The following is a 15,742-nucleotide window of genomic DNA, read 5'->3' as shown; positions in this document are numbered from 1 at the left end:
CTTTGCCGCTCGGCGCGGGCGATGCTACAGCCGGGCAATCCCATCGGTCCGGACGTCCGCGACGCCGCGGCCCATGCGCCCGGACGCTCCGTCCGACGCGGAGACGGGTGCCGGCGGAAGCATGACGATACGACCTCCCAGAAGCGGCGGGCCGACGGGGCGCAAGCCTCAGGCCGGCAAGTCCAGCGCCAGCAAGTTCAGGGGCGGCAAGGCCCAGGCCGACGGCCGCGCCCGCACGGGCCCGCGCACCAGCGCCCGCGACGCCGCCGAGCGCGCGGCCCGCAACCGCGGCGAGGATGCCGGCACCCGCGATCCCTGGGGCGCGCAGGCCGCTGCGGCCCCGGCGCCGGCCCGGCCGCCGAAGCCGCGCCGCGACGCCGCCGCACCGCGCGACGCCGCGGCGGGCAAGCCCGGCGGCCGGCCGCCGGCCAGGCGCTCGGCGGCCCCCTCCCCGGCCCTCGCCTCTGCCCCCGCGCCCGGTCCGACCCGGCGCGAGCAGCGCGCCGCCGCCTCCGCGACCCTCGCCTCCGGCGTGCAGACCCTGACCGTCGAGCCGGACGAGGCTGGGATGCGGATCGACCGCTTCCTCACCGCCCGCTTCCCGCTCCTGCCCTTCACCCGCGTGCAGACCATCGTCCGCAAGGGCGAGTTGCGGGTCGACGGCAAGCGCGCCAAGCCGAACGACCGGCTGGAGCCGGGCATGAGCGTGCGCGTGCCGCCGCTGCGCCTCGACCAGCCCACCGAGCGGCCGCGCAGCGCCGCCCGCGAGCAGGACGACGCCGCCTTCATCCGGTCGCTGATCCTCTACGAGGATGCCGACATGATGATCCTCAACAAGCCCTTCGGCCTCGCGGTCCAGGGCGGTTCGGGGACGGTCCGGCACGTGGACGGCCTGCTCGCCGCCCTCACGGGTTCGGACGGCCAGAAGCCGCGCCTCGTCCACCGGCTGGACAAGGACACGGCCGGGTGCCTGATCATCGCCAAGACCCGGCTCGCCGCCGCGACGCTGGCCAAGAGCTTCCGGTCCCGGGCGGCGCGGAAGATCTACTGGGCGCTCACCGCGGGCGTGCCGCGGGTCCGGCAGGGGCGCGTCTCGACCTACCTCGCCAAGGAGGAGCCCACCGACGCGGACGCGCGGATGCGGGTCGCCAAGCACGGCGACGAGGGCGCGAGCCACGCGCTGACCTACTACGCGATGGTCGATCAGGCGGCCCAGAAGCTGTCCTGGCTGTCGTTCAAGCCGGTCACCGGCCGCACGCACCAGCTGCGCGCCCACGCGGCCCATATCGGCCACCCGATCGTGGGCGACCCGAAATACTTCTCCGTCGAGAACTGGGAGCTGCCGGGCGGCATCCAGAACCGCCTCCACCTGCTCGCCCGGCGGATCGTCATCCCGCACCCGCGGACCGGCAAGCCGGTCGACGTGAGCGCGCCGCTCCCGCCCCACATGGCGCAGAGCTGGAACCTCCTGGGCTTCGACGCCGCCCGCTACGACCCGATCGTCGAGGCTCCGGAGGCCTGAGCCCGCAGCCAGGGCACGATCGCGTCCGCCATCGCGTCCGGGCCCTCGAGCGGCAGCATGTGGCCCGACCCGTCGATCACCCTCAGCGTCGCGCCCGGGATGCCATCGCGGAGCTCCCGCGCCTCGTCGAGGCTGCGCAGGGCGTCCTGGGCCGCCGCCACGACCAGGGTCGGGCAGCCGATCGCGCCGAGGCGGTCGCCATCGGATTCGCGCGCCTGCCCGGCCTGGCGCAGGAAGACCTCTCCGCCGAGCCGGTCGCCCATCTGCCGGATCCGGCTCAGGAGGGCGCCGTCGCCGGCGCGGTCCGGGTGCACCGACTGGAGGATCGCCGACCGGCTGAGGCCCCGGTAGCCCTGCTGGCGGATATGGGCGACGGCGGCGGCCTTCCGGCGCGCCTGGGCCGGCGTGTCGGCCCGCGACGAGGTGGCGACGAGGACCAGCGCCTCCACCCGGTCCGGCACGAGCCGGGCGACCGCGCGGGCGACGTAGCCGCCCATGGAGAAGCCCACGAGCCCGAAGCGCGGCGGCGCCTCCGCGACGACGCGGCGCGCCATGTCGGCGATGGCGGCGTCCCGCGCGAGGTCGCCGTGCGTGATCGGACCCACCTCGGCGAGGCGCGCGACCACGTCCGACCAGAGGTCGGCATCGGTCATGAAGCCGGGCAGCAGCACGAGGTTCATCGCCGGATCATCCTTCCCGTCCCCCAGATAACCGTCACGCGAGCGCCCGTCAGCGCCGCGGCATCTCCGGTGAAAGTCGGGTGCGGTCCGGGCGTCCCGCGCGGCGCATGCCTTGGCAACCGGCCGCGCCGCCTCATATGCTGCCCCGCGCCCCGCCGATCCGCCGCGGGGCCTGTTCCCGGCGGTTCGAGACCCTGACACATGAAGCTCGCGATGCTGGCCTGCCTCGCCGCCCTGTGCCTCACCGGGCCGATCGCGCATGCCGCGCCGGGCGAGACGACCAGGGCGGCGCCGACGGCGAACGGCACCCACCCCCCCGAGACGGCGACCCCGCATCCGGCCCCGGCGCCCGCCCCGGGCGCGGCGCCCGCGCAGGCCGCCCCGCGTACCGCCAACAGTGCCCGCGCGGAGCGCCGGCGGCGCTCCTACGCGGCCTGCAACCGCGCCTCGCATCAGCGCGGGTTGCGCGGCGGCAAGCGCCGGCGCTTCCTGATCCGGTGCCGGCTCGGCTACGAGCGGACCCGGATCCCCGGCGGCCAGCCCGCCGCGGCCGCGCCGGCCCAGCCGGGCCGGAAGCCGTGACGGGGACCCGCCTCCTTTCACCCGCGCCGTCGGGGCGGCTCGCGGCGCGACTACCGGCGCGACTACCGGCGCGACTTCCGGCGCGTCAGTCGCGATGAGGCTCGTCGTCTTCGACGTCGACGGCACCCTCGTCGACAGCCAGCACCTGATCGTGGCGGCCCAGGAGGTGGCGTTCGCGGAGAACGGCCTGCCGGCGCCCGGGCGACGGGAGGCCCTGTCGGTGGTCGGCCTGTCGCTGCCGCAAGCCTTCCGGCGCCTCGTCGGCGAGGACGGCCCGGTCGCGGAACTCTCGGAGAGCTACAAGCAGGCCTACAACCGCCTGCGGCTCGACCCCGCCCACGAGGAGCCCCTGTTCCCCGGCATGGCCGACCTGCTGACCCGGCTGCACGGGCGCTCCGACGTGCTGATCGGCCTCGCCACCGGGAAGTCGCGGCGCGGTGTCGACCGGCTGATCGCGCATTACGGCTGGGCGGACTGGTTCGCCACGACCCAGAGCGCCGACGACGCGCCGTCGAAGCCGGATCCGACCATGCTGCAGCAGGCGATCCGCGAGGCCGGCTGCGAGCCCGAGGCCACCGTGATGGTCGGCGACACCACCTTCGACATCGCCATGGGCGTGGCGGCCGGTGCGACGGCCGTCGGGGTCGCCTGGGGCTACCATCCGCCGGACGCGCTCTACGGGGCCGGGGCCGTGACTGTGGTCCCGAGTGCCGCCGCGCTGGAGGCGCTGCTTCTCGAGGGGCTCGCGACCGGCTCCTGATCGCGGGAGGCTCGCGCGCGGGGCCGGAAGCGCCTATCTCGCCTCCATGAGCGATGAGACGACAGACTGGCTCGGGCAACCGAGCGACGGTGACAGGCCCGATCCGGTCCGGGCCGCCCGCGGCCACGCCAAGCCGGCCCTGCCCCACCGCTTCTACAAGGAGGCCGGCTTCTCCGAGGATGCCGACGGGTTCCGGCTGACCCTCGACGGACGTCCGGCCAACACGCCGGCCCGCAACCCGCTGCGTCTCCCCAGCCGGACCCTGGCCGAGCGCGTCGCGGCGGAGTGGCAGGCCCAGGACACGGCGATCGACCCCGCGCGGATGCCCCTGACCCGGCTGGCCAACACGGCGATCGACGGCGTCACGCCCCGCCTCGCCGAAGTCGCTGCGGATCTCTGCGCCTACGCGGGCACCGATCTCGTGGCCTACCGCGCCGGGGATCCGGAGCGCCTCGTGGCGGCCCAGGCGGAGGCCTGGGATCCGATCCTCGCCTGGGCACGGGACGCGTTCGGTGCGCGGGTGATCCTGAGCGAGGGCGTCATGCACGTCGCGCAGCCGGCCGACACGATCCAGGCGCTCTCCGCTGCGGTGAACGCGGTGACCGACCCGTTCCGGCTGGCGGGCCTGCACACCCTGACGACGCTGACCGGCTCCCTGCTGATCGCCCTGGCGGTTCTCGAGGGCCGGCTGACACCGGCTGAGGCTTGGTCCGCGGCCCACGTGGACGAGACCTATCAGGCCGCCGTCTGGGGGCGCGACGCCGAGGCGGAGGCCCGCCTCGAGGCGCGCCGGACGGAGTTCGAGGCGGCCGCCGCGTTCGTCGCGGCCGGCGGCTGAGCCCGGGCCGCGGTCCGGCGCGGTCGCGCAGATGCAATTGCGCAACAATCCCGCATTCGCGGCGCCCGCCGCGCGTCGGCGGCTGACAAAGCGCGAACACTGTTTTAGGGTTCGACGCACATTGTGTTCGAGTCGACGATGCGTTCCGATCAGCCTGTCCGTTGCAGTTTTGAAGGCGAACTGGCCAATCTGATCGCGTCGAAACAGTCTTGCCGGGATCTCGACGGGCGCTACGCGCTGTTCGACGCCCTCTCGGACCTCGAGCGCCGAGCACAGGGCGCCGGAGCGCCCGATCTGACCTTGCGCAAGATTGCCGAGATCCGGTTCCTGGCGGGGATCCTGCGCGAGTCGGTGCGCCCGTTCCCGATCGCGCCCCTGCGGACGGTGCTGCGCGTGCGCGAACGGATCGACGCGCGCCGCGCGGTCTCCGCCGAGGCCGCGGATCTCGACGCGGTCTGACGCGGGCGCGGCTCAGGCGGGCTCGGCCAGGGCAGCCTGGATCTTAGCCTCCAGGGCCGCGGGCTTCGTCCCGGGTGCGAACCGGGCGATGACCCGGCCGTCGCGTCCGACCAGGAATTTGGTGAAGTTCCACTTGACCGCCCGCGTGCCGAACAGCCCTGTGCGGGCGCGGGTGAGATGGGCGTAGAGCGGATCGGCGCCCGACCCGTTCACCGCGACCTTGGCGAGCACCGGGAAGCTCACGTCGTAGCGCAGCGCGCAGAAACTCGCGATCTCGGCGGCGTCGCCCGGCTCCTGCGCGCCGAACTGGTTGCAGGGGAATCCCAGGATCGTCAGGCCCGCATCCCGGTGCCGGCGCCAGAGCGCCTCGAGCCCCTCGTATTGCGGGGTGAAGCCGCAGCGGGAGGCCGTGTTCACGATGAGCAGCACCTGACCGCGATGCTGCGCGAGCGGGTACGGCGTTCCGTCGGCCGCGGAGACGCTGAAATCGTGAACGGTCGTCATGCCCGATCACTCGGGCAAACCGGCCGGATCCGCAAGGCTCGCGCGTCGCGACATGGCGTCGGCGCCGCGACGCGGTCCCGCGATCCCGACCGCGACTCTAACCCCGTATATGGCCGAGCCGGCGGGCGTGGCGTAACGAGTCCGTCACTCGCGGCGACGAGACTCGGCACGGCCGCGAGTGAGGGGTACCCGCATCCCCCGCCTGGACCCGACCGGGACGTGTGGATGCCGCGCTATCACTTCAACGTCCACGATGGATCCTCGATCCTGGACGGCGCGGGAACGGAGCTGCCGGACTGGCAATCCGCCCGGCTCGAAGCCGTCCGGCGCGCCGGCGACATCCTGAAGCAGGACGCCCAGCGCATCGCCCTCGGCGAGGATTGGCGGATCGAGGTGACGGACCAGACGGGGCTGATCCTGTTCCAGATGACGTTCCTGGTGATCGAATCCCCGGTCATGCGGCGGCATTCCGGCACCGAGCGCTGAGCCGGCCCCGGGTCCGGCCGGTCGCCCGGTTCAGGCCGGCACTTTCCGGACGTCGAAGCTCGGGCCCTGGGGCGTCATCCGGTCGGTGGTGACGATGCGCTCGTCGGCGCCGACGATCCCGAGGCTGACGTCGCGGTCCGGCAGGATGACGGTGGTGCTTTTGTTGACGTGGACCAGCACGTGCCGGCGCAGGGGCACCGAGGCCACGGCCCAGCGCCTGAGCTGCCCGTAATAGGGCTCGCGCCGCCACGCGTTCGCCTGTCCGGGATCGACCTGCACGTTCATGTTGCGGGTGAGCGGATCGAGGCTCAGCACCATCTTGGCGCGGTCCGGCTTCCATTCCGGGCCGAGCCATCCCTCCGTCATCCAGAGGCAGTGGAAGGCCCGGCAATGGTCCGGGCGGGTGGCGTGGATGGCGCAGCCCTGGCCGGCCTTCGTATGGCGGCACCACTGGCCCGCGACGCTCTCGACCGCGGGCACGTCGTAGACCTTGCAGCACAGCGTGCAGGCGCCGCAGGCGCGGCCGGGAGCGGGTTGGGCGACGTAGGCTTCCGGGTTGAGCATCGGTCGGGCGCGGCGAGGGGCGGTGCTGGAGTAGCGCTGGCGGCATGCGTCCGGCAACGGCCGGACGCGGATCCTCCGGGCTACCTGACGGGGCATCGGGTCGGTAGTGTGGCGGCGGTCACCCGCGCACGAGGACCTTGCGAACCATGCTCTCGAACCTCGCGACCCGCGACGTCGAAACCCTCCTCCATCCCTACACCAACCTGTCGACGCACCGACAGACCGGCCCGCTGGTGCTGGAACGGGGCGAGGGCGTGCATGTCTACGACACCGAGGGACGCTCCTACATCGAGGGCATGTCCGGCCTGTGGTGCACGGCGCTGGGCTACTCCAACGCGGAGCTCGTGGAGGCGGCCCGGGCGCAGATGGCGCGCATGCCCTTCACGCACCTGTTCTCCGGCCGCAGCCACGATCCGGGCATCGAGCTCGCCGAGACGCTGAAGGAGCTGATGCCGGTCCCGACCTCGAAGATCTTCTTCACCTCCTCGGGGTCGGAGGCCAACGACACGCAGGTCAAGCTGACCTGGTACTACAACAACGCCCTGGGGCGGCCGCAGAAGAAGAAGATCATCGCCCGCCAGAAGGGCTACCACGGCGTCACGGTCGCGAGCGCCTCGATGACCGGGCTCGCCGCGAACCACGCCGACTGGGACCTGCCGCTGCCGGGCTTCCTGCACGTCTCGCCCGCGCACCACTACCGGGGCGCCGAGCCGGGCGAGACCGAGGAGGCCTACTCGGCGCGCCTCGCCGCCGAGCTGGAGGAGACGATCCTGCGCGAGGGGCCGGAGACGGTCGCGGCCTTCATCGCCGAGCCGGTGATGGGCGCGGGCGGCGCGATCGTGCCGCCGCGGGGGTACTTCGCGGCGATCCAGGCGGTGCTGGCCAAGTACGACGTCCGCTTCATCGCCGACGAGGTGATCTGCGGCTTCGGCCGGCTCGGCACGTGGTTCGGCAGCGAGGCGCTGGGGGCCCGGCCCGATTCGATCTCCTTCGCCAAGGCCCTGACCTCGGCCTACATGCCGCTCGGCGGCGTGAGCATCGACGAACCGCTCTACGAGGCGCTGATCGGCCAGAGCGAGAAGATCGGCACCTTCGGCCACGGCACCACCTATTCCGGGCACCCGGTGGCCGCCGCGGTGGCCCTGAAGGCGATCGAGATCTACCGCCGCGACCGGGTGATCGAGGGCGCGGCCGAGAAGGCGCCGCAGTTCCAGCGCCGTCTGTCGGCGCTCGCCGGGCACGACATCGTGGGCGAGGCCGGCGGCCTCGGGCTGATCGGCGGCCTGGAGATCGTCGCCGACAAGGCCAGCAAGCGGCAGTACGACCCGAAGAAGGGCGTGGCCGCCCGCTGCGTCGCCTTCGCGCAGGGCGAGGGGCTGATCGTGCGGGCGCTCGCCGGGGACCGCGTCGCCGTCTGCCCGCCGCTGATCATCGCGCCGGACGAGATCGACGCCCTGTTCGACCGGCTCGGACGGGCCCTGGACCGGACCCGCGACTGGATCCGCGCCGAGGGGCTGGAGGCGATGCCGGGCTGAGGACCGCCCCGCGCGCGTCGCGGCGCGGGCGCGGACCCCGGCCGCGGCGGTCGCCTGCCGCCGTCACACCGCGTCGCGCGGCGCGTCCGGCAGCGCGGCCGCCTGGAGCCCCGCCGCGGTCAGCGGCGTGATGCGGAGCGTGGTGATCCGGTTCTTGGCCTTCCGCAGCACCTGGAAGCGGAAGCCGTGGAAGTTGAAGGCGGTGCCCTGGTCCGGGATGGTCCGCGCCTCGTGGATGACGAGGCCGGCGATGGTGGTCGCCTCCTCGTCGGGCAGGTCCCAGTCCATGGCCCGGTTCAGGTCGCGGATCGGCACGCCGCCGTCCACGTTCACCGACCCGTCCCCCTGCGGGCGCACGCCCGAGACGGTGACGTCGTGCTCGTCGGCGATGTCGCCGACGATCTCCTCCAGGATGTCCTCCAGGGTCACGAGCCCCATCACCTCGCCGTACTCGTCGACCACGAGGGCGAAGTGGGTCTTCTTGGTCAGGAAGGCCTTGAGCTGGGCGCGCAGCGACGTCGTGCCCGGCACGAACCACGTCTCCAGGGCCAGCGCCTCGACCTTGAGGCCGGAGGCGTCGCCGCCCGCGGCGTCGAGCGCCCGCAGCAGGTCCTTGGCGTGGAGGACGCCGACGATGTTCTCGGGCGTGCCGCGCCACAGCGGCATGCGGGTGTAGGGCGAGGCCAGCACCGCCCGGACGATGTCCTCGGAGGGCTGGTCGGCGTCGATCGCCCGCATCTTCGTGCGGTGGACCATCACGTCGGAGACCGACAGGTCCGACAGGTCGAGGAGGCCGCCCAGCATGTCGCGCTCGGCCTTGGCGACGCCGCCCTCCCGGTGCATCAGCGCCACCTGCCCGCGCAGCTCCTCGGCGGCGGTGAGGATCGACTGGTGCTCGCCGATGGTGACGCCGAACGGTTTCAGCATCACCCGCACGACGTGCTCGATGGCGATGGCCAGCGGGCCCATCAGCGCCACCGCGAAGGCCACCGGGCGGGCGGTGAGCAGGGCGGCCTTGTCGGGTTTGGAGATCGCCAGCGTCTTCGGCAGCACCTCGGCGAAGACGATGACAAGCACCGACATGCCGACCGTCGCGTAGATTACGCCGCTCTTGCCGAACAGCGCCGTGAGCACGCTGGTGGTGAAGGCCGAGGCGCCGATCGCCACGATGTTGTAGCCGATCAGCATCGCGCCGATGAAGCGCTCGCGGATCGCCAGGATGCGGTTGACGATCGCGGCGCGCGGGTCGCCCGCCTGCTCCAAGGCGTGCATTCGGGCCCGCGAGGCGGCGGTGAAGGCCGTCTCCGCGCCCGCGAAGAAGGCCGAGAGCAGCAGCGAGATCGCCACGATGCTCGCGGCGAACCACAGGTCGATATGGGTTTCCATCGGGTCCGTCAGGCACGCCTCGCGCGGCTTGTCGGCCGCCCATATAGCGCCTCCTGCGACTTATTGCGCGCCGATCGGGCGCACCGTCCACGTTCCCCAGTAGACGGGCCGCCCGTACAGGCTCGACGCGTCGCGCCCGGAGGCGGTCGGGGCGAGCCGGTCGAGCCAGGTCAGGAAGCCCGCTTTGTTCGGGTAGATCGCCGGCGTGTCGAGGTTGCCCTCCGCGTCGGTCATCCAGAAATGCGCGCTCCGGTCGTACCGGCCGCTGCCGTCGCCCCCCGAGCGCAGCCCGAGATAGGCGGCGGAGCGGCCCGCCTCCACCGGATCGGCGTAGAGTTTGAGGGCGCCGATCCCGTCGAGGTTCAGGTCGGCCGTGTATTGCAGGCAGATATCCGCCACCGGGCCGCCCGGGGCGTTGGCGGGCCGCTGGCACGTGTAGGAGACCGCCCAGCGCTGCATGCCCTTGGCGCGGGCCACCCGCACGAGGGTTCCGGGCGGCAGCGGCCCGGCAAGCTTGCGCGCCGTCGACCAGACCTTCGGCCCCGACAGGTCCTGCGCGGTGCGCAGGAACAGCCCGGTGCGGCGCTTCTCAGGGGCGAGGCCGCAATCCTCGGGCAGCACGTCGGTGTAGACGTAGTGATAGGTGCGGTCGACGACGCTGATCGAGCCGGCGAGCCCGTGGGTCTCGAAGGCCGGCGCCGTGCAGGCCGACGTGACCGGCTTGCCCGCCTCGTCGACCACCGCGGCGGGGACGGGCGGGTCGGCGCGCCGGCCGCGGCCGGCGCCCGCTTCGAACGGCGTCCAGGCCAGCCCGTAGCCGTCGGCGGTGCGGGTCCGGATCTCGAAGGTCTGGAAGTCGAGGGTGCGCGCCTCGATCTGGACGCGGCGCCGGACGTCGGCCGGGCCCGTCGCCGGCGCGTCCGGCTCCGCCCGCCGGCGCCGACGCCGGCCGCGGCGCTCGGGCTCGGCCGCGTCGCCGCCGGCGACGCCCACGCGCTCCTGCCCGAGCAGGAAGACGTAGCTGTAGGCCTCGCCGGCCCAGGTCCGGCCCGTCACGGCGATGGGGTCGCGCGGGCCGATGCCCTCCGCGGACGGCGTCGGCTCGGACCAGCCGCGCGTCCGCGCGCGCTCCTCCGGCAGGTCGACCCAGAACCGGTCGGCCGAGGGCGGCAGCGTCGTGACCAGGGCCTCGAAGGTGCGGCCGGTGCGCAGGGCGCCGCCGTCGCGGCTGTCGGTGGCGCGCCGCTCCGGGCACGGCTCGTCCCGGCGGGACGCTACCGGTGTCTGGCCCTGGAACACGGCCTGGAGCGGGCCGGGCGCCTCGGAGCGGGCGAGCCGCAGGATCTGCACGCCGCGCACGAAGGCGCAGGGCGCCGGCGCGATCAGGACGCCCTCGGCCTCCGAGCCCTCGCGGCAGATCTCGAGCGCGCCGCCGCCGGTCAGGAAGCAGCTCGGCGCGCTGCCCTCGTAGCCCGCGGACCGGGCCTCGGCGGACCGCGTCCCGATCAGCGCCGATCCGGCCAGGGCCGACAGGCCCGCCAGGGCGACGAGGCGCCAGCGGCGCCCGCCCGGGCCGCGGGAGGCGCCGTCGCGTGCACAGGGAATGACGGTATCGGCAGGCGATGTCCGGGCAGTCTTTGTAGAAACCACGTCTATCGCCAATGTCGATCCAGATGTCGGAACAGTCTCGAAGCCTCTATCTCACGGTCGCGGAGCCGGAAAGTGGCGCGGACCACGCAACCCGCCTTCGATGGGGATGGGGCGAACCCGGCGCCCGCTCGCCCGTTGTCGCGGCTTGAGGGCCCCGCTTGCCCGACCCCGTCAGCGTCCGGAGATCAGCGCATGGATATCGCCGTCGAGACCGTCACCGACATCGTCATGCGGCTGCGCGCCATCGAGGTGAAGGAGGGCAACACCGACCCGGATTCGGGCTCGAACCCGATCGACGACGGCGCCACCGACGTCCTGGTCTCCGGCACCGACGACGCGACGGAATCCGAGGTCCGGGGCCTGATCGCCGGGCTCGACGACGATTCCCGGGCCGAGCTGCTCGCCCTCCTCTACGTCGGTCGCGGCGACATGGAGCCGGAGGAGTGGAGCGAGGCGGTGCGCTTCGCCCGCGAGCGCGAGGCCGCCGGCGAAGGGGCCGTGCGGGAGCTGCTCGGCAGCCCCGACGCCGGCGATCTCCTGGAGGAGGGCCTCGACGCGATGGGGCTCAGCCCCGAACTGCCGCAGGCCTGAGCGCCCGGACGGGGGCCGGTCGCCATGGCCTCGCGCGCGCGCAGGGGCGCCACGAAGGCGCTGCGGGTCCTCACGCGGCCGGTCCGCCGCGCGCAGGGCCATGGCGGCAAGGGCCGCGGCGGGCTCGTGGTCGAGCCCTACCGCGGCTACGGGTCACGGGACGAGGTGTTCCTGATCGGCCGGGTCTTCCGGCAGTCGCCGGGGATACCCGGCGAGGATCCCGAATCCCTGCGGGCGCAGTGGCGCGACCTGCGCCGCCGCATCGCCCGGCGGACGATCGCCGGCGCGGGCATCACCGCCCGGTTCGGCGACGATGCCGTGCGGGTCGAGACCGACCGGGACGGCTATTTCCGCGTGCACCTGCACCCGCGCTCGCCTCCGGCCGAGACGGGTGACTGGCACGCGGTCGAACTCCGCCTCGAGGCCGATCCGCCGATCCCCGCCGAGGGCGCGGTGTTCATCCCGCCCGACCGCTGCCGCTGCGTCGTGGTCAGCGACATCGACGACACGGTCATGCGCACCGGCGTCGCCAACAAGCTCAAGATGCTCTGGCGCCTGTTCGTGGAGGATGCCGAGAGCCGGGTCGCCTTCCCGGGCGTCGCCGCCCTCTACCGCGCCCTCCACGCGGGCGCCGGCGGCGACGAGGGCAACCCGATGCTCTACGTGTCCCGCGCGCCCTGGGGCCTCTACGAGATGCTGTCGGAGTTCTTCCAGCGCCACGGCATCCCGGCGGGGCCCGTGCTCTTCCTGCGGGAATGGGGCCTCTCCTGGACCCACCCGCTGCCGCGCCGGGCCACCGACCACAAGCACGCGCTGATCCGGCACATGCTCGCCCTCTACCGCGACCTGCCCTTCGTGCTGATCGGCGACAGCGGCCAGCACGACCCGGAGGTCTACGCGCAGATCGTCGAGGAGAATCCCGGGCGGGTGCTGGCGGTCTACATCCGCAACGTGTCCCGCGGCTCCGCGCGGGTGGAGGAGATCGTCCGGCTCGCCGGCGCCGTCGCCCGGGCCGGATCGAGCCTCGTGCTCGCCGCCGACAGCGTCGCCATGGCCGAGCACGCGGCCGCCATCGGGCTGATCGCGCCCGGGGCGGTGACCGGCGTCGCCGACGAGCACGCGGCGGCGGCCGAGACCGGGCCGCGCCGGGAGACCGCCCGGATCACGCCGGAGCCGTCGGGCGTCGCCGGCGCGGCCGAGGACCCGATCGGGCCGGAGGCGATCGCCGAGGCCCTCGCCGGCGACGGCGCCGTGCCGGCGACCCTGGTGGTCGAGCCGGAGACGCCGGCCGCGCTCCCGCGGCTCGGTGCGTGAACGCGCGGCCGCGATCGTCACCCGGGCGGCTGTCGCGGGCCGCCCGCTCCGATAGGTATCGGCCGAGCGCGGCCGGCACCCGCCGAGACGGGTCGCGGAACGGGCTGCCGTGGGAGGAATCGAGATGCGCCTGAGCCTGTCCGCGCTGCTGATGATCGCCTGCGGCACCCAGGCCGCCTTCGGGCAGGCCGCGCCCGCGGAGCGGGCCGTACCGCGCTTCGCCCAGCTGGAGGCCGAGATGGGCGCGGCCAACGCCGCTCCGGGACCGCGGACGGTGCCGGCCAAGGTCGTGCCGGTCCCCGACACGACGAGCCCGCAATTCCGCACCGCGGTGGCGGCGCCCTACCGGGTGCCGGCCTGGAACGCGAACCCGCCGGACGCCGCGGCCTGGAAGGCGCTGGTCGACAAGCTCGCTGCCGCCGGAGCCGCCACCCTGCCGGCGCTCCGCGAGAAGCTGGGCGTCACCAGCGAGGCCGCGGTGATCGGCGGCGTGAAGGCCTTCGTGATCCAGCCCCGGCAGATCCCCGAAGCCAACCGCGACCGGCTCCTCCTGCACATCCACGGGGGCGGCTACGTCTACAATCCCGGCGAGGCCGGAACGCTGGAGGCGATCCTGATGGCCGGCCTCGGCGGCTACAAGGTCATCTCGGTGGATTACCGCATGCCGCCGGACGCGCCCTACCCGGCCGCCATGGACGACGCGACCGCCGTGTGGCGGGCCATGCTGTCCATGCAGAAGCCGCGGAACATGGCGGTGTTCGGCACCTCAACGGGCGGCGGCATGACCCTGGCGCTGATGCTCCGCGCCAAGGCCGAGGGGCTGGCGCTGCCCGCGGCGATCGGCCTCGGGACGCCCTGGTCGGACATGACCGAGACTGGCGACAGCTACCGGACCAACGAGTGGCTCGACAACGTGCTCGTCAGCTATTCCGGCTACCTGACGCCGGCCGCCAAGCTCTATGCCGCCGGCCGCGACCTGAAGGACCCGCAGCTCTCGCCGATCTACGGCGACTTCGCCGGCCTCCCGCCCGCGATCCTGGTCACCGGCACCCGCGACCTGTTCCTGTCGAACACGGTGCGCACCCACCGGAAGCTGCGCGCCGCCGGGATCGAGGCGTCGCTGCAGGTGTTCGAGGGCATGTCCCACGCCCAGTACCTGTTCACGCCGGACGCGCCCGAAACCAGGGAAGTTTTCGGAGAAATGGCGCACTTCTTCGACGATCATCTGGGTCGCTGAGGCGCGGCGGCGCGGGCTCGCGCGGAGTTCGTGCTCACGAAATGGTGCAATGCAGCATCTCGGTGGTGAGGGTTCACATCCGGGCCGCGATGCCTAGGTTCGGCCCCTCGCAGCCGGTCCACGCTCCTCGAGCCTCCTGGAGGCTATCCGTGCAAACCTACACCCTCGCCATCGCCGACGGCGTCCTGTTCGCCTGCCTGCCCGACGAGGCCGACATCTCGGCCGCGATCACCGACGCGACCGCGACCAATTACGGGTTCGGCCTCAGCCTCGACATCGTCCGCGGGGCGACCCTGACCGACGCGGCCCGTCCCGAGGACGAGGTCGTGTGGCAGGAAGGGCCGGACAGCGAGCTGCTCGACGCGCAGGGACGGCGCTACCGCTACGCCGTCCGCCGACCCTGCTGACGAAAGCCCGGCGCGGACCTGACACCGGGACGCGCGCCGGTGCTACGCTCCGCCGATGGAGCGGCAGGCGACAGGGGCGGGACGGTGGGGCGGGCTCGCCCGATTCCTCGTCCTCTACGCGGCGCTCTACGGCGCCTACGGGGTGCTGTCGCCGGTCCTGCCGGGCTTCCTCGCCGCGCGCGGCCTGACGCCCGGCGAGATCGGCCTCCTCCTCGCCGCCGCCGGTGCCCTGCGCCTCGCGGTCGGTCCCCTGGCCGGCGCCTTCGCCGACCGCCACCGGGCCGGCCGATCCGTCCTGGCGGCGAGCCTCGCGCTGGCCGGGCTCAGCGCCCTGGCGCACCTGCCCGGCGCCGGGCTGGCGCAGCTGATCGGGCCGGCGCTCCTCTACGCGGCGGGCACCGCGGCCCCGGCGCCCCTCGCCGACGCGCTGGCCCTGGCCGCCGCGCGCGGCGGCGCGGCGTTCCAGTACGGCTGGGTCCGCGGCGCGGGCTCGGCCGCGTTCATCGTCGGCACCGCCGCGGCCGGCTGGCTGATCGGCCTCCACGGCCTCGCCGCCGCCCTCGTGGCGAGCGGCGGCCTGTTCCTGGCCGCCGGCGCGGCCGCCCTGGCCCTGCCCGCCGCTCCTCCGTGCGGCGCGGCCGAGGCCGGGGCGCGGTGGCGGGGCTTCGCCGCCCTGGTGGCCCTGCCGCGCTTCCGCCGCACGGTGCTGGTCGCCGCCCTGGTGATCGGCGCGCACGCGATGCACGACGGCTTCGCCATGATCCTGTGGCGGTCCGCCGGGATCGCGGCGACCACCGCCGGCCTGCTCTGGTCGGTCTCGGTGGCCGCGGAGGTCCTGGTCTTCCTGCTGGTCGGCCCGCCCCTGCTGGCGCGGATCGGCCCGGCGACCGGCGTCGCGGTGGCGGCCTGCGCGGGGGGCCTGCGCTGGGCGATGCTGGCATCCACGACCGCGCTTCCCTGGCTCGCCGCCGCCGAATCCCTGCACGGGCTGAGCTTCGCCCTCCTGCACCTCGCCTGCCTCAGCCTCATCGAGGCGTCGACGCCGGCCGATCTCCGGACGACCGCGCTGGCGCTCTACGGCACGCTGGGCCTCGGCCTGTCGGGCGTCGCCGCGACCCTCGCCTCCGGGGCGCTCTACGGGGCGTTCGGCGCATCGGCCTTCTGGGCGATGGCGGCGCTGAGCCTCGCGGCCCTGCCGCTCGTGCCGGCGCTGCGGGATCGCTGAAG

Annotated in this window: 17 protein-coding genes; 12 read left to right on the top strand and 5 right to left on the bottom strand. The window is 73.9% G+C overall.

What is annotated here, in order from left to right; all coding sequences use genetic code 11:
* Nucleotides 1-121 precede the first annotated feature (121 nt).
* Entirely contained in the window at nt 122-1,522 is a 1,401-nt protein-coding gene (locus BM314_RS18625) for an RluA family pseudouridine synthase (protein ID WP_091979458.1), read from the top strand.
* On the opposite strand, the gene BM314_RS18620 is transcribed toward BM314_RS18625, so the two are convergent.
* Nucleotides 1,489-2,202 carry an alpha/beta fold hydrolase gene (locus BM314_RS18620; RefSeq protein ID WP_091979457.1) on the bottom strand — a complete coding sequence of 238 codons (714 nt, stop codon included), beginning with the start codon at nt 2,200-2,202 and terminating at the stop codon, nt 1,489-1,491. The genes BM314_RS18625 and BM314_RS18620 overlap by 34 nt on opposite strands.
* A 201-nt stretch (nt 2,203-2,403) precedes the next feature.
* On the opposite strand from BM314_RS18620, the gene BM314_RS18615 reads away from it, so the two are divergent.
* The 4 genes from BM314_RS18615 to BM314_RS29995 all read left to right on the top strand — a co-directional run bounded on the left by BM314_RS18615 (nt 2,404) and on the right by BM314_RS29995 (nt 4,841).
* Nucleotides 2,404-2,784 (top strand): hypothetical protein, encoded by a 381-nt coding sequence (locus tag BM314_RS18615; protein WP_020093661.1) that lies wholly within the window; start codon nt 2,404-2,406, stop codon nt 2,782-2,784.
* 94 nt (nt 2,785-2,878) lie between these two features.
* A complete protein-coding gene (locus BM314_RS18610; RefSeq protein WP_020093660.1) occupies nt 2,879-3,544 on the top strand; it encodes an HAD-IA family hydrolase in 666 nt (221 codons plus the stop codon).
* Between the two features lie 46 nt (nt 3,545-3,590).
* Nucleotides 3,591-4,382: an ATP12 family chaperone protein gene (locus tag BM314_RS18605; RefSeq protein ID WP_091979455.1), complete on the top strand. Its 792-nt coding sequence runs from the start codon at nt 3,591-3,593 to the stop codon at nt 4,380-4,382.
* A gap of 138 nt (nt 4,383-4,520) precedes the next feature.
* Nucleotides 4,521-4,841 (top strand): hypothetical protein, encoded by a 321-nt coding sequence (locus BM314_RS29995; protein ID WP_139237842.1) that lies wholly within the window; start codon nt 4,521-4,523, stop codon nt 4,839-4,841.
* A 12-nt stretch (nt 4,842-4,853) separates the two neighbouring features.
* On the opposite strand, the gene BM314_RS18600 is transcribed toward BM314_RS29995, so the two are convergent.
* Entirely contained in the window at nt 4,854-5,345 is a 492-nt protein-coding gene (locus BM314_RS18600; RefSeq protein ID WP_091681331.1) for a glutathione peroxidase, read from the bottom strand.
* Nucleotides 5,346-5,570: 225 nt separating this feature from the next.
* Here BM314_RS18600 and BM314_RS18595 point away from each other — a divergent pair, with 225 nt between their 5' ends.
* Nucleotides 5,571-5,831 (top strand): DUF6894 family protein, encoded by a 261-nt coding sequence (locus BM314_RS18595; protein ID WP_091979454.1) that lies wholly within the window; start codon nt 5,571-5,573, stop codon nt 5,829-5,831.
* 30 nt (nt 5,832-5,861) lie between these two features.
* Here the strand turns inward: BM314_RS18595 and BM314_RS18590 are convergent, their stop codons facing one another.
* Nucleotides 5,862-6,395 carry a hypothetical protein gene (locus tag BM314_RS18590; RefSeq protein ID WP_042671766.1) on the bottom strand — a complete coding sequence of 178 codons (534 nt, stop codon included), beginning with the start codon at nt 6,393-6,395 and terminating at the stop codon, nt 5,862-5,864.
* Nucleotides 6,396-6,541: 146 nt separating this feature from the next.
* Between BM314_RS18590 and BM314_RS18585 the strand changes: the two genes are divergently transcribed.
* Nucleotides 6,542-7,930, top strand: a complete 1,389-nt coding sequence (locus tag BM314_RS18585) for an aminotransferase (RefSeq protein WP_091979452.1) — start codon at nt 6,542-6,544, stop codon at nt 7,928-7,930.
* Between the two features lie 63 nt (nt 7,931-7,993).
* Here the strand turns inward: BM314_RS18585 and BM314_RS18580 are convergent, their stop codons facing one another.
* Nucleotides 7,994-9,316 carry an HlyC/CorC family transporter gene (locus BM314_RS18580; RefSeq protein WP_091681339.1) on the bottom strand — a complete coding sequence of 441 codons (1,323 nt, stop codon included), beginning with the start codon at nt 9,314-9,316 and terminating at the stop codon, nt 7,994-7,996.
* 60 nt (nt 9,317-9,376) lie between these two features.
* Complete coding sequence (locus BM314_RS18575; protein ID WP_091979450.1) at nt 9,377-10,966, bottom strand: hypothetical protein; 1,590 nt, start codon at nt 10,964-10,966, stop codon at nt 9,377-9,379.
* A 192-nt stretch (nt 10,967-11,158) separates the two neighbouring features.
* Between BM314_RS18575 and BM314_RS18570 the strand changes: the two genes are divergently transcribed.
* From BM314_RS18570 to BM314_RS18550, 5 genes are all read left to right on the top strand, one after another.
* Complete coding sequence (locus BM314_RS18570; RefSeq protein ID WP_091979449.1) at nt 11,159-11,557, top strand: DUF3775 domain-containing protein; 399 nt, start codon at nt 11,159-11,161, stop codon at nt 11,555-11,557.
* Between the two features lie 24 nt (nt 11,558-11,581).
* A complete protein-coding gene (locus tag BM314_RS18565) occupies nt 11,582-12,871 on the top strand; it encodes an App1 family protein (protein WP_091979447.1) in 1,290 nt (429 codons plus the stop codon).
* A gap of 124 nt (nt 12,872-12,995) precedes the next feature.
* On the top strand, nt 12,996-14,108 hold the full coding sequence (locus BM314_RS18560) for an alpha/beta hydrolase (protein WP_091979445.1): 1,113 nt from the start codon (nt 12,996-12,998) through the stop codon (nt 14,106-14,108).
* Nucleotides 14,109-14,257: 149 nt separating this feature from the next.
* Entirely contained in the window at nt 14,258-14,515 is a 258-nt protein-coding gene (locus BM314_RS18555) for a hypothetical protein (protein WP_020093648.1), read from the top strand.
* A 55-nt stretch (nt 14,516-14,570) separates the two neighbouring features.
* Nucleotides 14,571-15,740, top strand: a complete 1,170-nt coding sequence (locus BM314_RS18550; RefSeq protein ID WP_091979444.1) for an MFS transporter — start codon at nt 14,571-14,573, stop codon at nt 15,738-15,740.
* The last annotated feature ends 2 nt before the right edge of the window (nt 15,741-15,742 follow it).

This window comes from Methylobacterium sp. 13MFTsu3.1M2 (assembly GCF_900112625.1).
GTDB lineage: Bacteria > Pseudomonadota > Alphaproteobacteria > Rhizobiales > Beijerinckiaceae > Methylobacterium.
Note: the sequence above shows the minus strand (reverse complement) of the source record. Positions and strands in the feature narration are given on the sequence as shown.

Excerpts from the sequence above, each read along its gene's own strand:
- BM314_RS18625 (WP_091979458.1), top strand. The coding sequence starts at position 122 with ATGACGATACGACCTCCCAGAAGCGGCGGGCCGACGGGGCGCAAGCCT.
- BM314_RS18595 (WP_091979454.1), top strand. The coding sequence starts at position 5,571 with ATGCCGCGCTATCACTTCAACGTCCACGATGGATCCTCGATCCTGGAC.
- BM314_RS18620 (WP_091979457.1), bottom strand. The coding sequence starts at position 2,202 with ATGAACCTCGTGCTGCTGCCCGGCTTCATGACCGATGCCGACCTCTGG.
- BM314_RS18580 (WP_091681339.1), bottom strand. The coding sequence starts at position 9,316 with ATGGAAACCCATATCGACCTGTGGTTCGCCGCGAGCATCGTGGCGATC.
- BM314_RS18590 (WP_042671766.1), bottom strand. The coding sequence starts at position 6,395 with ATGCTCAACCCGGAAGCCTACGTCGCCCAACCCGCTCCCGGCCGCGCC.
- BM314_RS29995 (WP_139237842.1), top strand. The coding sequence starts at position 4,521 with ATGCGTTCCGATCAGCCTGTCCGTTGCAGTTTTGAAGGCGAACTGGCC.
- BM314_RS18600 (WP_091681331.1), bottom strand. The coding sequence starts at position 5,345 with ATGACGACCGTTCACGATTTCAGCGTCTCCGCGGCCGACGGAACGCCG.
- BM314_RS18610 (WP_020093660.1), top strand. The coding sequence starts at position 2,879 with ATGAGGCTCGTCGTCTTCGACGTCGACGGCACCCTCGTCGACAGCCAG.
- BM314_RS18615 (WP_020093661.1), top strand. The coding sequence starts at position 2,404 with ATGAAGCTCGCGATGCTGGCCTGCCTCGCCGCCCTGTGCCTCACCGGG.
- BM314_RS18550 (WP_091979444.1), top strand. The coding sequence starts at position 14,571 with ATGGAGCGGCAGGCGACAGGGGCGGGACGGTGGGGCGGGCTCGCCCGA.
- BM314_RS18585 (WP_091979452.1), top strand. The coding sequence starts at position 6,542 with ATGCTCTCGAACCTCGCGACCCGCGACGTCGAAACCCTCCTCCATCCC.
- BM314_RS18570 (WP_091979449.1), top strand. The coding sequence starts at position 11,159 with ATGGATATCGCCGTCGAGACCGTCACCGACATCGTCATGCGGCTGCGC.
- BM314_RS18565 (WP_091979447.1), top strand. The coding sequence starts at position 11,582 with ATGGCCTCGCGCGCGCGCAGGGGCGCCACGAAGGCGCTGCGGGTCCTC.
- BM314_RS18560 (WP_091979445.1), top strand. The coding sequence starts at position 12,996 with ATGCGCCTGAGCCTGTCCGCGCTGCTGATGATCGCCTGCGGCACCCAG.
- BM314_RS18605 (WP_091979455.1), top strand. The coding sequence starts at position 3,591 with ATGAGCGATGAGACGACAGACTGGCTCGGGCAACCGAGCGACGGTGAC.